The organism is Falsarthrobacter nasiphocae (assembly GCF_031456275.1).
In the GTDB taxonomy this organism is placed as follows: Bacteria; Actinomycetota; Actinomycetes; order Actinomycetales; family Micrococcaceae; genus Falsarthrobacter; species Falsarthrobacter nasiphocae.
In genome coordinates this window covers 1,386,352-1,402,238 of record NZ_JAVDUI010000001.1, presented here as the reverse complement: position 1 = coordinate 1,402,238, position 15,887 = coordinate 1,386,352, and the positions used below count along the sequence as shown (strand labels likewise).

Annotated in this window: 15 protein-coding genes and 1 riboswitch; of the genes, 6 read left to right on the top strand and 9 right to left on the bottom strand. The window is 70.7% G+C overall.

Annotated elements, in window-relative coordinates:
• Position 1: 1 nt before the first annotated feature.
• The 3 genes from J2S35_RS06325 to dnaK form a co-directional block, all read right to left on the bottom strand.
• The gene (locus J2S35_RS06325) at positions 2 to 1,030 is read right to left on the bottom strand and encodes a DnaJ C-terminal domain-containing protein (RefSeq protein ID WP_309851101.1); all 1,029 of its coding nucleotides are present in this window, start codon (positions 1,028 to 1,030) and stop codon (positions 2 to 4) included.
• A gap of 92 nt (positions 1,031 to 1,122) precedes the next feature.
• Positions 1,123 to 1,752, bottom strand: a complete 630-nt coding sequence (locus tag J2S35_RS06320; RefSeq protein WP_309851098.1) for a nucleotide exchange factor GrpE — start codon at positions 1,750 to 1,752, stop codon at positions 1,123 to 1,125.
• Positions 1,753 to 1,761: 9 nt separating this feature from the next.
• Entirely contained in the window at positions 1,762 to 3,612 is a 1,851-nt protein-coding gene (gene dnaK / locus J2S35_RS06315) for a molecular chaperone DnaK (RefSeq protein ID WP_309851095.1), read from the bottom strand.
• A gap of 227 nt (positions 3,613 to 3,839) precedes the next feature.
• Here dnaK and J2S35_RS06310 point away from each other — a divergent pair, with 227 nt between their 5' ends.
• The 3 genes from J2S35_RS06310 to J2S35_RS06300 are packed head-to-tail and all read left to right on the top strand — an operon-like array spanning position 3,840 to position 7,494.
• The gene (locus J2S35_RS06310) at positions 3,840 to 4,469 is read left to right on the top strand and encodes a LysE family translocator (RefSeq protein ID WP_309851092.1); all 630 of its coding nucleotides are present in this window, start codon (positions 3,840 to 3,842) and stop codon (positions 4,467 to 4,469) included.
• 59 nt (positions 4,470 to 4,528) lie between these two features.
• Complete coding sequence (locus tag J2S35_RS06305; protein WP_309851090.1) at positions 4,529 to 5,068, top strand: low molecular weight protein-tyrosine-phosphatase; 540 nt, start codon at positions 4,529 to 4,531, stop codon at positions 5,066 to 5,068.
• Entirely contained in the window at positions 5,065 to 7,494 is a 2,430-nt protein-coding gene (locus J2S35_RS06300) for a chorismate-binding protein (protein WP_309851088.1), read from the top strand. Before J2S35_RS06305 ends, J2S35_RS06300 begins: the two co-directional genes overlap by 4 nt.
• Here the strand turns inward: J2S35_RS06300 and J2S35_RS06295 are convergent.
• Entirely contained in the window at positions 7,463 to 8,041 is a 579-nt protein-coding gene (locus J2S35_RS06295) for a TetR/AcrR family transcriptional regulator (protein ID WP_309851085.1), read from the bottom strand. The genes J2S35_RS06300 and J2S35_RS06295 overlap by 32 nt on opposite strands.
• Positions 8,042 to 8,107: 66 nt before the next feature.
• On the opposite strand from J2S35_RS06295, the gene J2S35_RS06290 reads away from it, so the two are divergent.
• Positions 8,108 to 8,575 carry a DUF4188 domain-containing protein gene (locus J2S35_RS06290; protein WP_309851082.1) on the top strand — a complete coding sequence of 156 codons (468 nt, stop codon included), beginning with the start codon at positions 8,108 to 8,110 and terminating at the stop codon, positions 8,573 to 8,575.
• Between the two features lie 15 nt (positions 8,576 to 8,590).
• On the opposite strand, the gene J2S35_RS06285 is transcribed toward J2S35_RS06290, so the two are convergent.
• Both J2S35_RS06285 and J2S35_RS06280 read right to left on the bottom strand, forming a co-directional pair.
• Positions 8,591 to 9,535, bottom strand: coding sequence for a cation diffusion facilitator family transporter (locus J2S35_RS06285; RefSeq protein ID WP_309851078.1), 945 nt, complete (start codon positions 9,533 to 9,535; stop codon positions 8,591 to 8,593).
• A complete protein-coding gene (locus tag J2S35_RS06280) occupies positions 9,532 to 10,446 on the bottom strand; it encodes an aminodeoxychorismate lyase (RefSeq protein WP_309851075.1) in 915 nt (304 codons plus the stop codon). Before J2S35_RS06280 ends, J2S35_RS06285 begins: the two co-directional genes overlap by 4 nt.
• Positions 10,447 to 10,590: 144 nt before the next feature.
• Here J2S35_RS06280 and cls point away from each other — a divergent pair, with 144 nt between their 5' ends.
• Positions 10,591 to 12,069: a cardiolipin synthase gene (gene cls, locus J2S35_RS06275; protein WP_309851073.1), complete on the top strand. Its 1,479-nt coding sequence runs from the start codon at positions 10,591 to 10,593 to the stop codon at positions 12,067 to 12,069.
• A 99-nt stretch (positions 12,070 to 12,168) separates the two neighbouring features.
• Here cls and J2S35_RS06270 read toward each other — a convergent pair whose 3' ends face one another.
• From J2S35_RS06270 to J2S35_RS06260, 3 genes are read right to left on the bottom strand one after another with little or no spacing between them, the layout of a single operon-like run.
• Complete coding sequence (locus J2S35_RS06270) at positions 12,169 to 12,996, bottom strand: energy-coupling factor transporter transmembrane component T family protein (RefSeq protein WP_309851070.1); 828 nt, start codon at positions 12,994 to 12,996, stop codon at positions 12,169 to 12,171.
• Positions 12,993 to 14,663 (bottom strand): ABC transporter ATP-binding protein, encoded by a 1,671-nt coding sequence (locus tag J2S35_RS06265; protein WP_309851067.1) that lies wholly within the window; start codon positions 14,661 to 14,663, stop codon positions 12,993 to 12,995. The genes J2S35_RS06270 and J2S35_RS06265 overlap by 4 nt, the downstream gene beginning before the upstream one ends.
• Position 14,664: 1 nt before the next feature.
• Complete coding sequence (locus J2S35_RS06260) at positions 14,665 to 15,291, bottom strand: ECF transporter S component (protein WP_309851066.1); 627 nt, start codon at positions 15,289 to 15,291, stop codon at positions 14,665 to 14,667.
• Between the two features lie 47 nt (positions 15,292 to 15,338).
• Positions 15,339 to 15,461, bottom strand: a riboswitch (TPP riboswitch).
• A 132-nt stretch (positions 15,462 to 15,593) separates the two neighbouring features.
• Here J2S35_RS06260 and J2S35_RS06255 point away from each other — a divergent pair.
• Entirely contained in the window at positions 15,594 to 15,857 is a 264-nt protein-coding gene (locus J2S35_RS06255; protein ID WP_309851063.1) for a DUF4235 domain-containing protein, read from the top strand.
• Positions 15,858 to 15,887: the final 30 nt, after the last annotated feature.

Below are 15,887 nucleotides of genomic sequence, written 5' to 3'. Positions count from 1 at the left end.
TTTAGAGCGCGGCGTCTCGCGCCAGCGTGGCGCGCGGGTCGTCGCTCTTGGTTGCCTCTGCGAACTGCTCCACTGCGGCCTTCGCGTCCTCGCTCAGGTCCTTGGGGACGACGACGTCCAGCACCACGAGCAGATCCCCCGTGTGCTTGCGGGTCTTGACTCCACGGCCCTTGAGGCGCAGCGTCTTGCCGCTCGAGGAGCCCTCAGGCACCCTTACGGTCACGTGCCCGCCGTCCGGGGTCGGAACCTGGACCTTGCCTCCGAGCGCCGCCTCGGCGAACGTCACGGGGACGTGCATGCGCAAGTCATCGCCGTCGCGCTCATAGACCTTGTGAGGGCGGACGTTGACGGTGACCATGAGGTCTCCGGCGCCGCCAGCCCCCGGCTGGCCCTTGCCCTTGACGCGCACCTTCTGGCCGTCCTTGATGCCCGCGGGGATGCGGACCTCGATGGTCTCGCCGCTGGGCTCACGGAGGCCGATCTTGGTGCCGTTGAGGGCGGAGCCGAACCCGATGGTGGTGGAGGCCGTGCGGTCCGCGCCCTTGGCCGGCGCGCCGCCGTATCCGCCGCCCGGGAAGCCGCCGTAGCCGCCGGTTCCGTAGCCGGCCCCGGCGCCCGCGCTGTTGAAGAGGTCCTCGAAGTTGATGTTCTGACCGCCGAAGTTGCCGCCGCCGTACGAGCCCGGGTTGAACCCGCGGCCGCCGCCATTGAAGCTGCCGCCGTTGAACAGGCCCGAGAACACGTCCTCGAACCCGCCCGCGCCGCCGGGGCCGCCCGCCGTGAAGCGCGCGCCGGAGCCCATGGCCCGGATCGCGTCGTATTGCTTGCGCTCCTCGGGGTCGCTCAGAACACTGTGCGCCTCGGCGACCTCCTTGAACTTCTGCTCGGCGGCCTCGTCATTCGCGTTCAAGTCCGGATGGTATTTCCGGGACAGCTTTCGGTAGGCCTTCTTGATGTCGTCCGCAGAGGCGTCCTTGCTGAGCCCCAGCGTCGCGTAGAAATCTTTCTCCACCCAGTCCTGGCTGGCCATGGGCGCTCTCCTTCGTATCGGTTGACTTCTGACAAGTAGACGTGTGGCCCGCCTGCGGGTCTCGCAGGGCGGGCCACACGTTCACTGGGCGATTACTCGCCGGTTGAGACGATCACCTGGGCGGCGCGCAGGACGCGCTCCCCCTTGCGGTAGCCGACTCGCAGGATCTGCGCCACGTGGTCCTCGGGGACCTCGGGGTTGGGAACCTGCATGAGGGCCTCGTGCACGTTCGGGTCGAACGGCACGCCCGTCTCGTTGATGCTTTCCAGGCCGAGGCCCGCGAGCGCGGCGTCGAGCTTCTTCGAGATCGAGGCGAAGGGCCCCTCCTCGAGGTCGCCGTGCTGGCGCGCGGCCTCGATGTCGTCGAGCACGGGGAGCAGTGCCTGGAGCGCCGCAATCGTGGCGTTCTCTCCGGCAACGGCCCGGTCGCGCTCGACGCGCTTGCGGTAGTTGACGTACTCCGCCTGGAGGCGGAGGAGGTCACTCCTGAGCTCTGCAGCCTCGTCGTTGGCCGGGGCCTCGGACGCCGGGGCGTCCGTGGACTCGTCCTCGAGCGAAGCCGAGTTCAGGATGTCCTCAACCTGGTCGAGGGCATCTCCCTCAGTGTTCTCGCCCGCCGTGCCCTCCGGCGCGGAGTACTCCGCGCCGGACTCGGAGCCCGCGGCCGAGCCCTCCGGGGTCACCGGGTTCTCGTGCTCTGCCTCGTTTCCGTGATGCGGCATGGCGTGTCCTTACTTCTTCTCGTCGTCTTCGTCGACAACCTCTGCGTCGACGATGTCATCGTCCGCGTTCGGCGCGGACTCGGCCTGCTCGCCGGCCGGAGCTGCCTGCTCCTGGGCGTAGAGGGCCTCGCCGAGCTTCATCGAGGACGCCTGGAGCTTCTCGAAGGCGGCCTTGACGGCGTCCTCGTTGCCCTCCTGGGTCTCGAGCTCCTTCTTGAGCGCGTCGACGTCGGCCTGAACCTCGGTCTTCACGTCCTCGGGGAGCTTGTCCGCGTTGTCCTTGAGGAGCTTGTCCGTGGAGTACGCGGCGGACTCGGCCTGGTTGCGGACGTCCGCAGCCTCGCGGCGCTTCTTGTCCTCCGCAGCGTGCTCCTCGGCGTCCTTGACCATGCGGTCGATGTCTTCCTTGGAGAGGGAAGAGCCGCCCGTGATGGTCATCGACTGCTCCTTGCCCGTGCCCTTGTCCTTCGCGGACACGTGGACGATGCCGTTGGCGTCGATGTCGAACGTGACCTCGATCTGCGGCACGCCGCGCGGGGCCGGGGCGATGCCCGTGAGCTCGAACATTCCGAGGTTCTTGTTGTCCCGGGTGAACTCGCGCTCGCCCTGGAACACCTGGATGTGCACGGACGGCTGGTTGTCCTCGGCCGTCGTGAACGTCTCGGAGCGCTTGGTCGGGATGGCCGTGTTGCGCTCGATGAGCTTGGTCATCGTGCCGCCCTTGGTCTCGATGCCGAGGGAGAGCGGGGTGACGTCGATGAGGAGGACGTCCTTGCGCTCGCCCTTGAGGACACCGGCCTGGAGGGCTGCGCCAACGGCGACGACCTCATCCGGGTTGACGCCCTTGTTCGGCTCCTTGCCCGTGAGCTCCTTGACGAGCTCCGTGACGGCCGGCATGCGGGTCGAGCCACCGACGAGGATCACGTGGTCGATGTCCGCAACCTTGACGCCCGCCTCGGCGATGACGTCGTTGAACGGCTTCTTCGTGCGCTCCAGCAGGTCCGAGGTGAGGTCCTGGAACTTGGCGCGCGAGAGGTGCTCGTCCAGGTGGACCGGGCCCTCAGGCGTGACCGAGAGGTACTGAAGGGAGATGTTGGTGCTCGTGGCCGAGGAGAGCTCCTTCTTGGCCTGCTCCGCAGCCTCCTTCAGGCGCTGGAGGGCGATCTTGTCCTTGGAGAGGTCCGCACCCTTGGCCTTGGCCTGGGCGAGGAGCCACTCGACGATGCGCTCATCCCAGTCGTCGCCGCCGAGGCGGTTGTCGCCGGACGTGGCCTCAACCTGGATGGTGGAGAAGCCGTCGTCGTCCTTGCCGACCTCGAGGAGGGAGACGTCGAAGGTGCCGCCGCCGAGGTCGAAGACGAGGATGCGCTCGTCTTCCTTGCCCTTGTCGAGTCCGTAGGCCAGGGCGGCCGCGGTGGGCTCGTTGACGATGCGCAGGACGTTGAGGCCCGCGATCTCACCGGCTTCCTTGGTGGCCTGGCGCTCGGAGTCGTTGAAGTAGGCCGGAACGGTGATGACGGCGTCCGTGACCTTCTCGCCGAGGTAGGACTCAGCGTCGTGCTTCAGCTTCATGAGCGTGCGCGCCGAGATCTCCTGCGGCGTGTACTTCTTGCCGTCCACCTCAGTGGTCCAGTCCGTGCCCATGTGGCGCTTGACGGACGCGTAGGTGCGGTCGATGTTGTTGACGGCCTGGCGCTTGGCGATGTCGCCGACGAGGACGTCCCCGCCCTTGGAGAAGGCGACGATGGACGGGGTGGTCCGGTTGCCTTCCGCGTTCGCGATGACCGTGGGCTCGCCGCCCTCGAGAACCGAGACGACGGAGTTGGTGGTTCCGAGGTCGATGCCGACTGCTCGTGACATGTGATGGTTCCTTTCGATTGCTTTTGTCTTGTTGCCCGTTGGCCCGGCGGGATTCGCCGTGCCTTGAGCGTTCTGGACTCAACTCTACACTTGAGCGCGGTCATGTCAACCCTAAGTTGAGTCTTGCTCACTCAACTCTGGGTTTTTGTTCAGGTTCCTCACCGAATCGGCGTGTTCTGCGGACGGCCAGCGTCGTCGGCCACGCGAGACCTGGAAGGATGGCGGGCATGCCCGCCTCCGTCTACCTCGCCCTCCTCGCGTCGTGCGTGGCCATCGCCCTGACCCCCGGTGCGGGCGCCGTCAACACGATGTCCACCTCCCTCAAGGTCGGATGGGGGCGCGCCATCTGGACCATCCTGGGGCAGGAGATCGCCCTGGCGCTCCAGCTGCTCATCACGGCTCTCGGGCTCGGGTACGTCATCGCGTCCGCCCCCGGCGTCCTCCTGGCCATCCGCATTGCGGGCGTCCTCTACCTCGCCTGGCTCGGCGTGCGCCTCCTCCTTGAGCGCCCCCATCCTCCGGCGGACGACGACGTGGCGCCGCCGCCCGCCAAGGCCCGCGAGATGCTCCTGCGCGGGTTCGCAGTCAACATGACCAACCCCAAGGCGATCCTGTTCTTCCTCGCGTTTGTCCCGCAGTTCATCAACCCCGCCAGCGACCTCCTGCTCCAGTACTCGATCCTCATGGGGACGATCGTCGTCGTGGACGTCATCGTCATGTGGGGCATCTTCGCCACCGCCGCGAAGGGCCTGCGCCGCCTCACTCGCACACCGGCGGGGCAAGTCACGCTCAACCGGATCTTCGGCACGCTGTTCCTGGCCATGGCCGTGCTCGTCCTCCTCCTGCCGTCCCACTGACCCCCAGCAGGGATACGCTGGAACCGATCCGCCGCCCACGCACCCGAGGAAAGGCCTCCATGTACCGCGTCGCCGCCGTCTGCACCGGCAACATCTGCCGCTCCCCCATCGCCGAGTTCATGCTCGCGGAGGCAGTCGAGGAGGCCGGGCTCTCCGACCACGTCAGCGTCGAGTCCTTCGCGGTCTCCGCCTACGAGGAGGGCAACCCCATGGACCGGCGGGCGCGCTCGTGGCTTGTGGACAACGAGGTCGGCGAGCGGGAGGACATCGACGCCCACATCTCGCGGCCCATCACCGCACAGGCGCTCGAAGGGCTGAGCCTCGCGCTCGCGCTGGACGTGGAGCACCTCGCCGAGCTGCGCGCCCTCGCGGAAGGCTTCCCGGACGACCCGGCGAACAACCCCACCATCCGCCTCATCGGCTCCTTCAACCCAGAACTGGAGACCGCGAGCCCCGAGGAGCAGGGGATCTACGACCCCTGGTACGGCGGGCCCGAGGACTTCGACAAGGTCTCCGAGATGATCCGCGCCTGCGTCCCCGGCGTGATTGAGTTCATCCGGCACGAGCTCGCCGCCCGGGCCGTCCTCGACGTCGAATGACCCGCCCGCCCCTCGTTCTCCTCATCGACGGGCGCTCCGGCTCGGGCAAGACGACGCTTGCGGCCTCGGTGCGCGCCCAGCTGGAGACGCCGCGGGCGCCCGGTCTTCTCTGGGCCGCGCAGGCGGGAATCCCGCGGTGGGGAACCGTGGCCTCGCTCGACATGGAGGACCTCTACCAGGGGTGGGACGGGCTCGGCGCGGCCGTGACCTGGGCCGCCACCGAGGCCGTGCCCCGGCTGGCCCGCCGCGAGTGCGCCCCGCTTCGCGGGTGGGACTGGGCGTCCTCCACCCCGCGAGAGCTGCCGCCCGCGGACCCCGGGGACGTCCTCGTCGTGGAGGGCGTCGGCGCGAGCGCGCGGCCCATTGTGGACGCGGCGCGGGCCGCCGGGTGCGCCGTCATCACCGTCTGGATCGAGGGCACGGCCGAGGCGCGCAAGGCCCGCGCCCTCGCCCGTGACGGCGAGACCTTCCGCCCCCACTGGGACCGGTGGGCCCGCGCCGAGGACGCGTGGATCGCCTCCGACGACGGGCCCGTGGCCCCCGATCTCCGCGTGCCCGCCGGACGTCCGTCCGGGGCGGACGTCCTCCGCGCCGCCGCGGCCCTGTTCCCGGGCTCGCCGCTCGGCGCGCTCCTCCTGGAGCCGTGGGCACCGTGCGGGCATGGGGGCGCCGCCGGGCCGGGCTCACCGCGGGCCACAGGCGCTGACGAGGCAGCCGCCCCAGATGGGGCCGCGCAAGCACGCGGGACTCACGTCAGCGGGGCAGGCGGGGCGTCGCGTTTCGAGGCGGTGGCGCACGGGATGCCGCACGCGGTCTGGCTGGACTCATCCCTCCCCGGAGGCGGGCCTCGCAGCGCGCGGAGCATGACCGCGGCGGGGCGCCTCGGCGTGACGTTCGTCCGGGAGGGCTCCTCCTGCACGCCATCCGCCGCCGCCCAGCCGCGGCCCGAGCGCACCGCCGCTGCCTCCCCAGGGCCCCTCGCCTCGATCCCCACGGCCCCGGGCACACTGCGCGTGGACCTCAACGGGATCACGGGCTCGCGCCCGGCCCAGTTCTTCGACTGGATCGCCGCGGCCTGGCCGAACGGCGCCGACTCGAGCACACAGGCCGGTGGGTGTGCCGATGTCGCCCTCGGTGGGGAAGACGCGGGCGCACCCGGGTCCGGCGCTATGGGGCCGGGAGCACACGGCCCAGGAGCGGAGTGCCCGCCCGTGGGGTGGATCGCCCAGCTCGGCTACGAGCTCCGCGCGGAAACGGGCACGCCAGCCATCCCGCAGCCGGACGCCGGGGACTGCGACGCCCGGCTCTTCTGGCCCACCCGCCTTCACGTCCTCGACACGGGCACGGGCCGCACAACGGCGTTCTGCCGCGGAGAGTGCCCCGCACAGCCGGACTGGGCCGCTTCTCCGGCGGAGGCGCCCCCTGCGCCGGCCTCGTCCCAGGGGGCGGTGGCCGAGAGCGGCGGCCCCGTCGTCGCCCCCGCCCTCCCCGGGAGGCAAGCCGTCCGCGCGGCTGACGCGCGGGAGGAGTACCTCGCGAAGATCGAGGAGGCGCTCGACGAGATCAGGGCCGGCAACTCGTACGAGGTGTGCCTGACGACTGAGCTCACGGCCCCCGCACACCCGGACCCCCTCCGGCTGTTCGAGGAGCTGCGCCGCGTCTCCCCCGCCCCGTTCGGCGCGTTCCTGAGATTCGCCGCCGGAACCGACGACGAGTTCGCCCTTGTCTCCAGCAGCCCCGAGCGCTTCCTCTCCGTGGGCGCGGACGGCACGGTCACCGCCGAGCCCATCAAGGGCACGCGACCGCGAGGTAGCACCCCAGCCCAGGACGCCGCCCTGCGCGCCGAGCTCGAGGCGAGCTCCAAGGACCGGGCCGAGAACATCATGATCGTGGACCTGCTCCGCAACGACCTCGGCGCCACGGCCCGCACAGGGACGGTCCGCGTGGAGCGGCTCTGCGCCATCGAGGAGTACGCGACCGTCTTCCAGATGGTCTCCACCATCACCGCGGCGGCGGATCCCGCGCGGAGCCGGGGCGACCTGCTCCGGGCCGCGTTCCCGCCCGGCTCCATGACGGGCTGCCCCAAGATCAGCACGATGGAGATCCTCGCGCGCCTGGAGGGCCGCCGGCGCGGGGCCTACTCGGGGTCCGTGGGGTGGCTCGGGATGGACGGGTCCGGGGACCTCAACGTCGTCATCCGGAGCCTGGCCGTTCGCCGCGGGGCCATGACCCTCGGGGTGGGCGGGGCCGTGACCATCGACTCGGACCCGGGCGCCGAGTGGGACGAGATCCGGGCCAAGACCTCCGGGGTGCTGCTTGCCCTCGGCGCGGAGTTCCCCGAGCAGGGAGGGGCAGGGGAGCGCCAGCGGCGTCGTCGGCCTCAGACGGACGAGGTCAGCTCCGGTACTTCTCCGGCACGCCGATGACCCAGGCGCGCCCGAGAGAGCGCAAGAGCGCGGGGTACGTGTCCGCCCAGGGGCCGGGGCCGGACAGCTCAAGGCTCACGGCCCCGTGGACGCAGGCCCAGATGGAATAGGTGGCCTCGCCCACCGACCCCGCGAGGCGCCCCTGCGCGTCAAGGATCTCCAGCGTCTGCGTGAGGGGCACGAGCGCGCGCGGCCCCTCCGGGAGCACCTGGGACCGGCCCCCGAACATGACCCTGTACAGCGCCGGGTTGTCCAGGGCCCACTGCCGGTAGGAACGGCCCAGGTACGAGAGGTCGTCCACCGGGTCCTCACCGCGGCGGGCACTCTCCTGCGCGCGGGTGAAGGACTCGATGGCGGCGAGGCTCACCTCGCGCTCCAGCGCGCGCTTGTTGCCGACGAGGGAATACACGGCCGTCGTGGAGACGCCGACCTCGGCGGCGACGCCCCGGAGCGAGAGGCCGCCGGGCCCCTCGGCGGCCATGATGCGGGCAGCGGCGTCAAGGAGGAGACGGCGGTGATCCTCGCCGTATTGAACAGGTCTTGCCATGCGACAATCCTAGCATTACGCTGTTACGAAACAGAGTTACGTAACAGCGTTTCCCTAGGAGGCCCCATGCGACACCCCATCCCCGGCCGGTTCACCGCCGAAGCCCGCGACGTCACCGTGTTCCTCATCGGAATGCGCGCCAACCGCCTCCACCGCCCCGACCTCTACGTGCCCGTAGCCCGCGCGTTCATGCGGATGACCGATCATCTCGAGGGCCGGCCCGAGACGGGCTTCCTCGGACACGAGCTCTGGCTGGGGCGCACGACCATCTCCGTCCAGTACTGGCGCTCACCCGAGGACCTCCAGGCATTCGCAGCCGACGCCAACGCCCCGCACGTCGACCCGTGGCGCCGCTTCATGAAGACGGCCGGCTCCGGAGACGTCGGCGTTTGGCATGAGACATACACCGTCCCCGCCGGCAACCACGAGGCCGTGTACTCAGACATGCCGGAATTCGGGCTCGCCAAGGCGCTCGGCCGGGAGAAGATCGGAGCCACGACGACGACGGCCCGCCAGAGGCTGCGCCGCGCCTGACACCCGGGCGGCGGGTCAGTGGGCGTGCGGCTCGATCTCCGCGTGACCCACCGGCTCGAGCTGGAACGTCGAGTGCTCCACCGAGATCGCGAAGTGCCCCGCGACGCACTGCTGGAGCTCCAGGAGGATCTCCGCACTGTGCCCGTCCCGGAAACAGGACTCCTCAATGACAACGTGCGCGGTCAGCACCGGCAGGCCCGTGGTGATCCGCGAAACGTGCAGATCGTGGACGTCCCGCACGTGCTCCTGGGCCAGGATGTGGTCCCGCACGGCCTCGATATCCAGGCCCGGCGGGGCCGCCTCGAGGAGGACGTCCCCAGCCTCCCGCAGGATGAGCCAGGCGCGGGGCACGATAAGCAGCGCGATGAGCATGCCCGCCACAGCGTCCGCCGCAGCCCAGCCCGTCCACATGACCACGAGCGCGGAGACGATGACCGCCACGGACCCCAGCGCGTCAGCCGCAACCTCCGCCGCCGCGGCCCGCATGTTGAGCGAGGAGTCCCCGCCTCCGGCGAGAATCCGCATGGACACGAGGTTGCCCACGAGGCCGATAGCCCCAAAGACAAGAAGCTCCCGCGGCGGCACGTCTGCGGGCTCGCCGAGCCTGCGCGCACCCTCGACAAACGCATAGAGGCCGACGCCGAGAAGGATCGTTGCCTGAGCCCCCGCCGCGAGAACCTCGGCCCGCTGGAACCCCCACGTCCGCCGCCCGGAGGCCGGCCGAAGGGCCAGGCTCGCCGCCGTCAGCGCGAGGAGCAGGCCGCCTGCGTCCGTCAGCATGTGCGCCGCATCCACGAGGAGAGCCAAGGAGCCCGTGACCCACGCACCGACGACCTCCGCCACGAGGATGCCCACAGTGATGCCGAAGGCGGCCGCGAGCCGGGCCCGCGAGGCGCCCGCGCCATGGCTGTGCCCGTGCGCGTGCCCGTGGGAGTGCCCTGTGGCGTCCCCGCGCGTCACGTGATGCTCTCCGCCATCTCCCAGAGCTCGTCCGTCAGGCGCTCCGCGAGCGCGGGGTCCGCGCCGATGGGCCGCCCGTCCGCCGTCTCGATGCGGGCCAGAAGCCGCACGGAGGAGGCGAGCCAGGCGGCGTCCGACTCGAACAGGGCGCCGGACTCGAGGGGCCCGTAGCCGAGCTCCCAGCCCGCGGCCTTCGCCAGCTCGAAGATCGCCGCCTGCGTGGTGCCCGGCAGGATCCCCGTCCGGCGCTCGGGGGTGATGAGGGTCTTCGTCCCGTCCTCCGCGACGCGTGCCATGAGGAGGGTCGACGTGGGGCCCTCAAGGAGCTTGCCGTCGCTCGTGACGAAGACGACGTCGTCCGCCCCGTGTTTCTTCGCGTGACGCAGGGCGGCCATGTTCACGGCGTAGGAGAGGGTCTTGGCGCCCAAGAGAAGCCACGGGGCCCGCTCGGCGGCGCCGGAGTCATAGCCGCGGTCGAGGAGCAGGACGGAAATCGGCTCGGAGGCCTCGCGGGTGGGCAGGGTCGAGGGCGCGACCTGCACCCAGCAGGTCGGACGGGTTTCCGCTGCGGCGTCGTCGCCCCGAGTGGCCACGAGACGCACGGCGAGGCGCCCGCCCGGCTCAGCCCCGAAGCTCTCCGCGTGCGCGCGGAGGCCGTGCTCCACCGCCCGCTCCCACTCGGCCCGCTCCGGCAGGTCAAGGTCCATGACGCGGGCGCTCGCCGCAAGGCGATCCAAGTGGGCGCCGAGCTTGCGCGGGCGGCCGTCGACGGCGAGGAGGGTCTCGAAGACGCCGTCCCCACGGGCCACCCCCAGGTCCGTGACCGGCAGGGCGGGCGCCGCCGCATCAGCCCGCCGCCCCCCAGGGGTCTCCGGGTCCAGCATGATGAGGGTCAGGCGCGGCGAAGTCATGCGTCTAGGGTACGTCGAACGCCCGGAAAGTCACGGGGAAGCGCCCCGCCCCGCGCAGAGCTGAACCGGTCTGCGGCACACCTAGGATGGAGAGGAAGCAGGGCTGACATCGGCCCGCCTGGGACCAGGAGGACCGGACCGACCATGCAGTGGCTCATCCCCAACTTCGACGGCATGCCTGACGAGCTGCGGGTTGCACTCGTGGTTCTCGACTACACGATCCGCATCCTCGCGATCGGCATCATCCCGGGCCGCCGCCGCCCCGTCGCAGCCATGGCGTGGCTCCTGGCGATCTTCTTCATCCCGATCGTGGGCCTGGCCCTCTTCCTCCTGATCGGCACGAACAAGCTCAACGAGAAGCGGACCAAGGAGCAGGAGCGGATCACCCGGTACGTTATGGACCGATCCAAGGGCTTCGAGGTCCACTGGACCGAGTTCAACGTGGACGAGTGGGTCCAGCGGGCCGCAGAGCTCAACCGCAACCTCTCCGGCTTCCCCGCCGCGGACGGCAACGAGATCACGCTCTACCCGGACTACATCGAGGCCCTCGACGCGATGACTCAGGCCGTCGAGGAGGCAGAGGACAGCGTCAACGTCGAGTTCTACATCCTCTCCGTGGACTCCACCACGCAGCCGTTCTTCGACGCCCTCGTCCGAGCCTCGGAGCGGGGCGTCACCGTGCGGGTCCTCTACGATCACCTCGGCTCGGCGCGCGTGCACGGATACGGCCAGACCAAGAAGTTCCTCAAGAGCAACAAGATCCAGTTCCGGCGCATGCTGCCCATCAACCCGTTCCGCAACGAGTGGCGACGCCCTGACCTGCGCAACCACCGCAAAATCCTCGTCATCGACCAGGAGGTGGCGTTCTCCGGCAGCCTCAACCTCATTGAGCGGGAGTACCGGAAGAAGAAGAACCACCGCATCGGCCGGCAGTGGGTTGAGCTCCTCGCCCGGTTCGAGGGCCCCAACGCGGCTGAGCTCAAGATGGTCTTCGCCGCAGACTGGTACGCCGAGACCGGCGAGTCCCTTGCTGACGGCGTCAAGCTCCACGACGAGATGGACACGCCGGGCGACGTCACCTGCCAGGTCATCCCCTCCGGCCCGGGGTACGCCAACGAGAACAACCTGCGCTTCTTCAACATGCTGTTCTACAACGCTAAGGAGCGCATCAGCGTCACGAGCCCGTACTTCGTCCCCGACGAGTCCCTCCTCGTGGCCATGACCACGGCGGCCCAGCGCGGAGTGGACGTGGAGCTGTTCGTCTCGGAGAAGGGCGACCAGTTCATGGTGGACCATGCCCAGCGCTCGTACTACGAGGCCATCATGGAGGCCGGCGTGAAGATCTACCGCTACCCGGCCCCGTACGTCCTCCACGCCAAGCACATCACGGTGGACGACGACCTCGCGGTCATCGGCTCCTCCAACATGGACCAGCGCTCGTTCTCTCTCAACGCCGAAGTGAGCGTGCTCATGGTCGGCGGGGACATCGTCCCCCGCATGCGCAAGGTCGAGGACGGCTACCGGGCCGTGTCCACGCAGCTCGACCTCGAGGAGTGGCGCAAGCGCCCGCGGATCGGCCGCTTCATGGACAACGTCTGCCGCCTCACCTCCGGCCTCCAGTAGGGCGCGGACGACGACGCCTGCCGCGGGGCCGAGAGCACTTCTGCACGGTGATCAGCCGCCCGCAGGCCTTGGTGCGCTGAGCCGGGCCTCGGCCCGCCCCTATGCCCAGAGGATGTCGAGCTGCCCCGTCACCGTGGCCGCCGTCCACACGAGCGCCGCGAAGGCCACGCAGAATCCGAGCGCGGCCCAGTCCCGCGGGGCCAGGACGGAGGGGTAGGCCCACGTCCGAGGGGTGGCCGAGAACCCGCGGGCATCCATCGTCGTCGCCATCCGGGCCCCACGCCGCACCACCTGCACGAGGAGCGCGAAGGTGAGGCCAGCGTTGGCCCTCCAGCGCGCGAGCGGGGTGCCGAAGGAGCCCACGCCGCGGGCGCGGCGGGCGAGGCGGAGGGTCTGGACGTCGTCGTTGATGAGGCCGACGACGCGCAGCGCCGCCACGGCCCCCAGGACGAACCGCTGCGGCATCTTGAGGATCTGGGCCAGGCCGTCGCCGAGCTCGGACGAGTCGGTCGTGGCCATGACGACGATGGCCGGCAGCGCAAGCGCGAACGAGCGCAAGAGCATGGACACGCCAGACTCCAGCGACCCCTCCGAGACCGTCAGCCACCCGATGCTGAGCAGCGTGGCGCCGGAGTCCGCCGCGCCCACGGCCACGGCCCACACGGCCCCCAGGGCGCCGACGACGATCGGCCACACCCGCACGAGAATCCCCACCACGCTCACTCGGGCCAGCGGCGCGATGACCAGAACAGTCAGCGCGAGCATGGACAGGCTCGTCAGGCGGTCCATGCTGAGGGTGGGCGGGACTGCCAGCGCAATGAGCCCCAGGAGCTTGGCCACCGGGTTGAGCCCGACGACGAAGGGCACGCCCCGCGGGGAGCCGCCGGCCGGCGCGGCAGCACGTGCGGAAGACTGACGGGTGCTCATGGGCGGCCTCCCTGGGGGGCGTCTGCGGTGGCGGCGAGCCGGAGGACGCGGGCGCCGATGGCGTCGGCGAAGGCAGCGTCGTGTGTGACGGCGATGACGGCCACGCCCTCGTCCAGGAGGGCGTTGAACAGCCCAGCCAGCTCGGCCCACGTGCGGGCGTCCTGGCCGAACGTCGGCTCGTCCACGATGAGCAGGCCCGGCGCCGCTGCGAGGGCGGAGGCCACCGAGAGGCGGCGCTTCTGACCGCCGGAGAGCGTGAACGGCTGCTGCTCCGCCCGGTCCTCCAGCCCGAGCTGCGCCAGGAGGCGGTCCCGGATGCTCGCGACCTCCTCCTCCGGCATGCCCGCGAGTCGGGGGCCGTGCTCGAGCTCGCCTGCAACCGTGGACGTGACGAACTGGTGCTCCGGGTTCTGGAAGACCGTGCCGATGCGCCGGATGAGGTCCGAGGCGCGCCAGTGGAACGGCTCGCTCCGCGCGGTGCTCCCGGGGGTCTGCCGGTGCCCGGGGTTCCCGGCGGTGCCCGGGCGGCCTGGGCCCATGCCCGCCTCGACCCGGCCCGCGAGGGGCTCGAGGAGGCCGGCGAGAGTCAGGGCCAGCGTGGACTTGCCCGCGCCGTTCTCCCCCATGATCGCGAGGGCCTCGCCCCGCCTCACCTCGAGGTTCAGGCCTGCCTGGATGGCGCGCCGCCCGGACTCGCCCCGGCGGATGCTCCACCGCCGCTTGGGGTCCCGCGTGACAGAGAGGTCCACGGTGCGCAGGACGACGTCGGCCCCCTGCACCGCTGCCCCCGACCGCGGGCGCACGTCCGGGGTCTCCCCCGGCAGCCAGACGCCCGCCTTGCGGAGCACGGGCCGCATGGGCGAGTCCTCGGCGAGCACCTCAGCCACGGGGCCGTCCGCGAGGATGCCCCCGCCGGGCGCGAGGACGACGGCCCGCTCGGTCATGCGGGCCCAGTCCTCGAGCCTGTGCTCCACGACGACGAGCGCCGAGCCCCGCTCACGGCAGACCGCGTCCACGGCCGCAACCACGTCCCGGGCGCCCTCAGGGTCCAGGTTGGCGGTGGGCTCGTCAAGGAGGAGCAGCTCGGGCTCCATGGCGAGCAGCCCCGCCAGGCCCACGCGCTGCTTCTGCCCGCCCGAGAGGCGCCCCGTGGAGCGGTCCGGGTCCATCCCCGCGAGGCCCACGGCCTCGAGGCTCGCCGGGATGCGCCGCCTGATCTCGGCCGGGTCCACCCCGAGGTTCTCGGGGCCGAAGGCCACGTCCCGCCCGACGGTGGCCATGACCACCTGGGACTCAGGGTCCTGGTGCATGAGGCCGGCGGTGCCCCTCGCCTCGGACGGGTGCGCCCCGCGGAGGCGGATGATCCCGGACTCCTGGACGCCGTCGTCCGCCGACTCAGAGGTGAGCACCCCCGCGAGGGCGGCCAGGAGCGTGGACTTGCCGGACCCGGACGGGCCGAGCAGGAGGACCCGCTCGCCCGGGGCGATACGGAGGGTGACGGGCCCGAGGGAGGGCGCGGGAGCCCCTTCATGGAGAACGGAATAGTTCTCGACGACGACGAGGTGGCCGCCCGACTCACCCGCCGCGCCCCCGGAGGAAGCAGGGGGCGGGGCGGGGGCGGTGTGGCGGCCAGAGGTCCCCGGCTCGCCGCGGTGAGAGTCCGTCACGCTAGAGCGCAGGCTCGCGGTGCGCGTTGCGCGAGGCGAGGCCCGAGAGCGCGCCCGTGGCGGCCACGCCGCGCGTCATGAGCCAGGAGACCAGGCCAGCGACGAGGGCACCCGAGATGATGCCGAAGACCATGTAGATGAGCTTCCAGGCGATGACCCACTCGGCGTAGTAGCCGCTGATGAACGCGTCGTTGAACGTGCCGAAGAGGCCCGCCCCCGCGCCCGCGAGCATGGCGACGGGCAGGGTGAAGCGGCGGTAGCGGAAGGCCGCGAAGGCGAGCTCCGCGCCCAGGCCCTGGACGATGCCGGAGAGGAGGACGGCCATGCCCCACTGCGAGCCGACGAGGGCCTCCCCGACCGCCGCCACGACCTCGCAGAAAATGGCCGCGCCCGGCTTGCGGACGATGAGCGCGCCCAGGACACCCGGGAGGAGCCACGCGCCGATCACGAGGCCGCCCATCGGGGGAAAGGCCGCGAATGCCCCGCTGATGACGCCGTAGAACGCGTTCCACGCCCAGAAGAAGACGCCGCCGAACACGGCGACAAGGGCGGCGATGACGATGTCGATGGTGGTCCAGCCGCGACGGGCCGACGCGGCCTGCGAGGTGGTTCCGCGTGTGGTGGTCATGAACTTGTCCTTCCAACAAATGTGCATGGAAGGGGTCCAGGCATGCCTGGCGAGATGACTCGACTCCCTGCCGCCGGTACTAACCGGATCAGGTTCGAGGGTCTGCATGAATGCACTCTCAGCGCCCTGTGTCTCTGGCCATGACGGCCGGCGCTCCCCTGTCGTGTGACGCGCGCGGAAAACCCCGCGCTCACGCCTCCACCATACCGCAGACGCCACCCAGCCTGGCGGACTATGCTGAGGTCAGACACTTGACGCGGCACTGCACTGTGCCGCGCATCCCCACCTCGCAAGGAGTCAACGTGCAGCCCATCATCAAGCTTCTCGGCACGGCCGCCAGCATCGGAGCAGGCTTCGTGAGCGCCAAGGTCGTCGACATCATCTGGGAGAAGACCACCGGACACAAGGCTCCCAAGAAGGGCGAGGACGTGGACCAGTCCTTCGTCCAGGCCATCGTGTTCGCGGTCGTCTCCGCCACGGTGTCCGCCGTCATCACCCAGGCCGTCAAGAAGGGCCAGAACAAGGTCCTCAAGGGCTTCAACCGCTCCCGGACCGAGGTCGCGTAAGCACCCCGCTCCCCCGCTTGACGGTGCGGC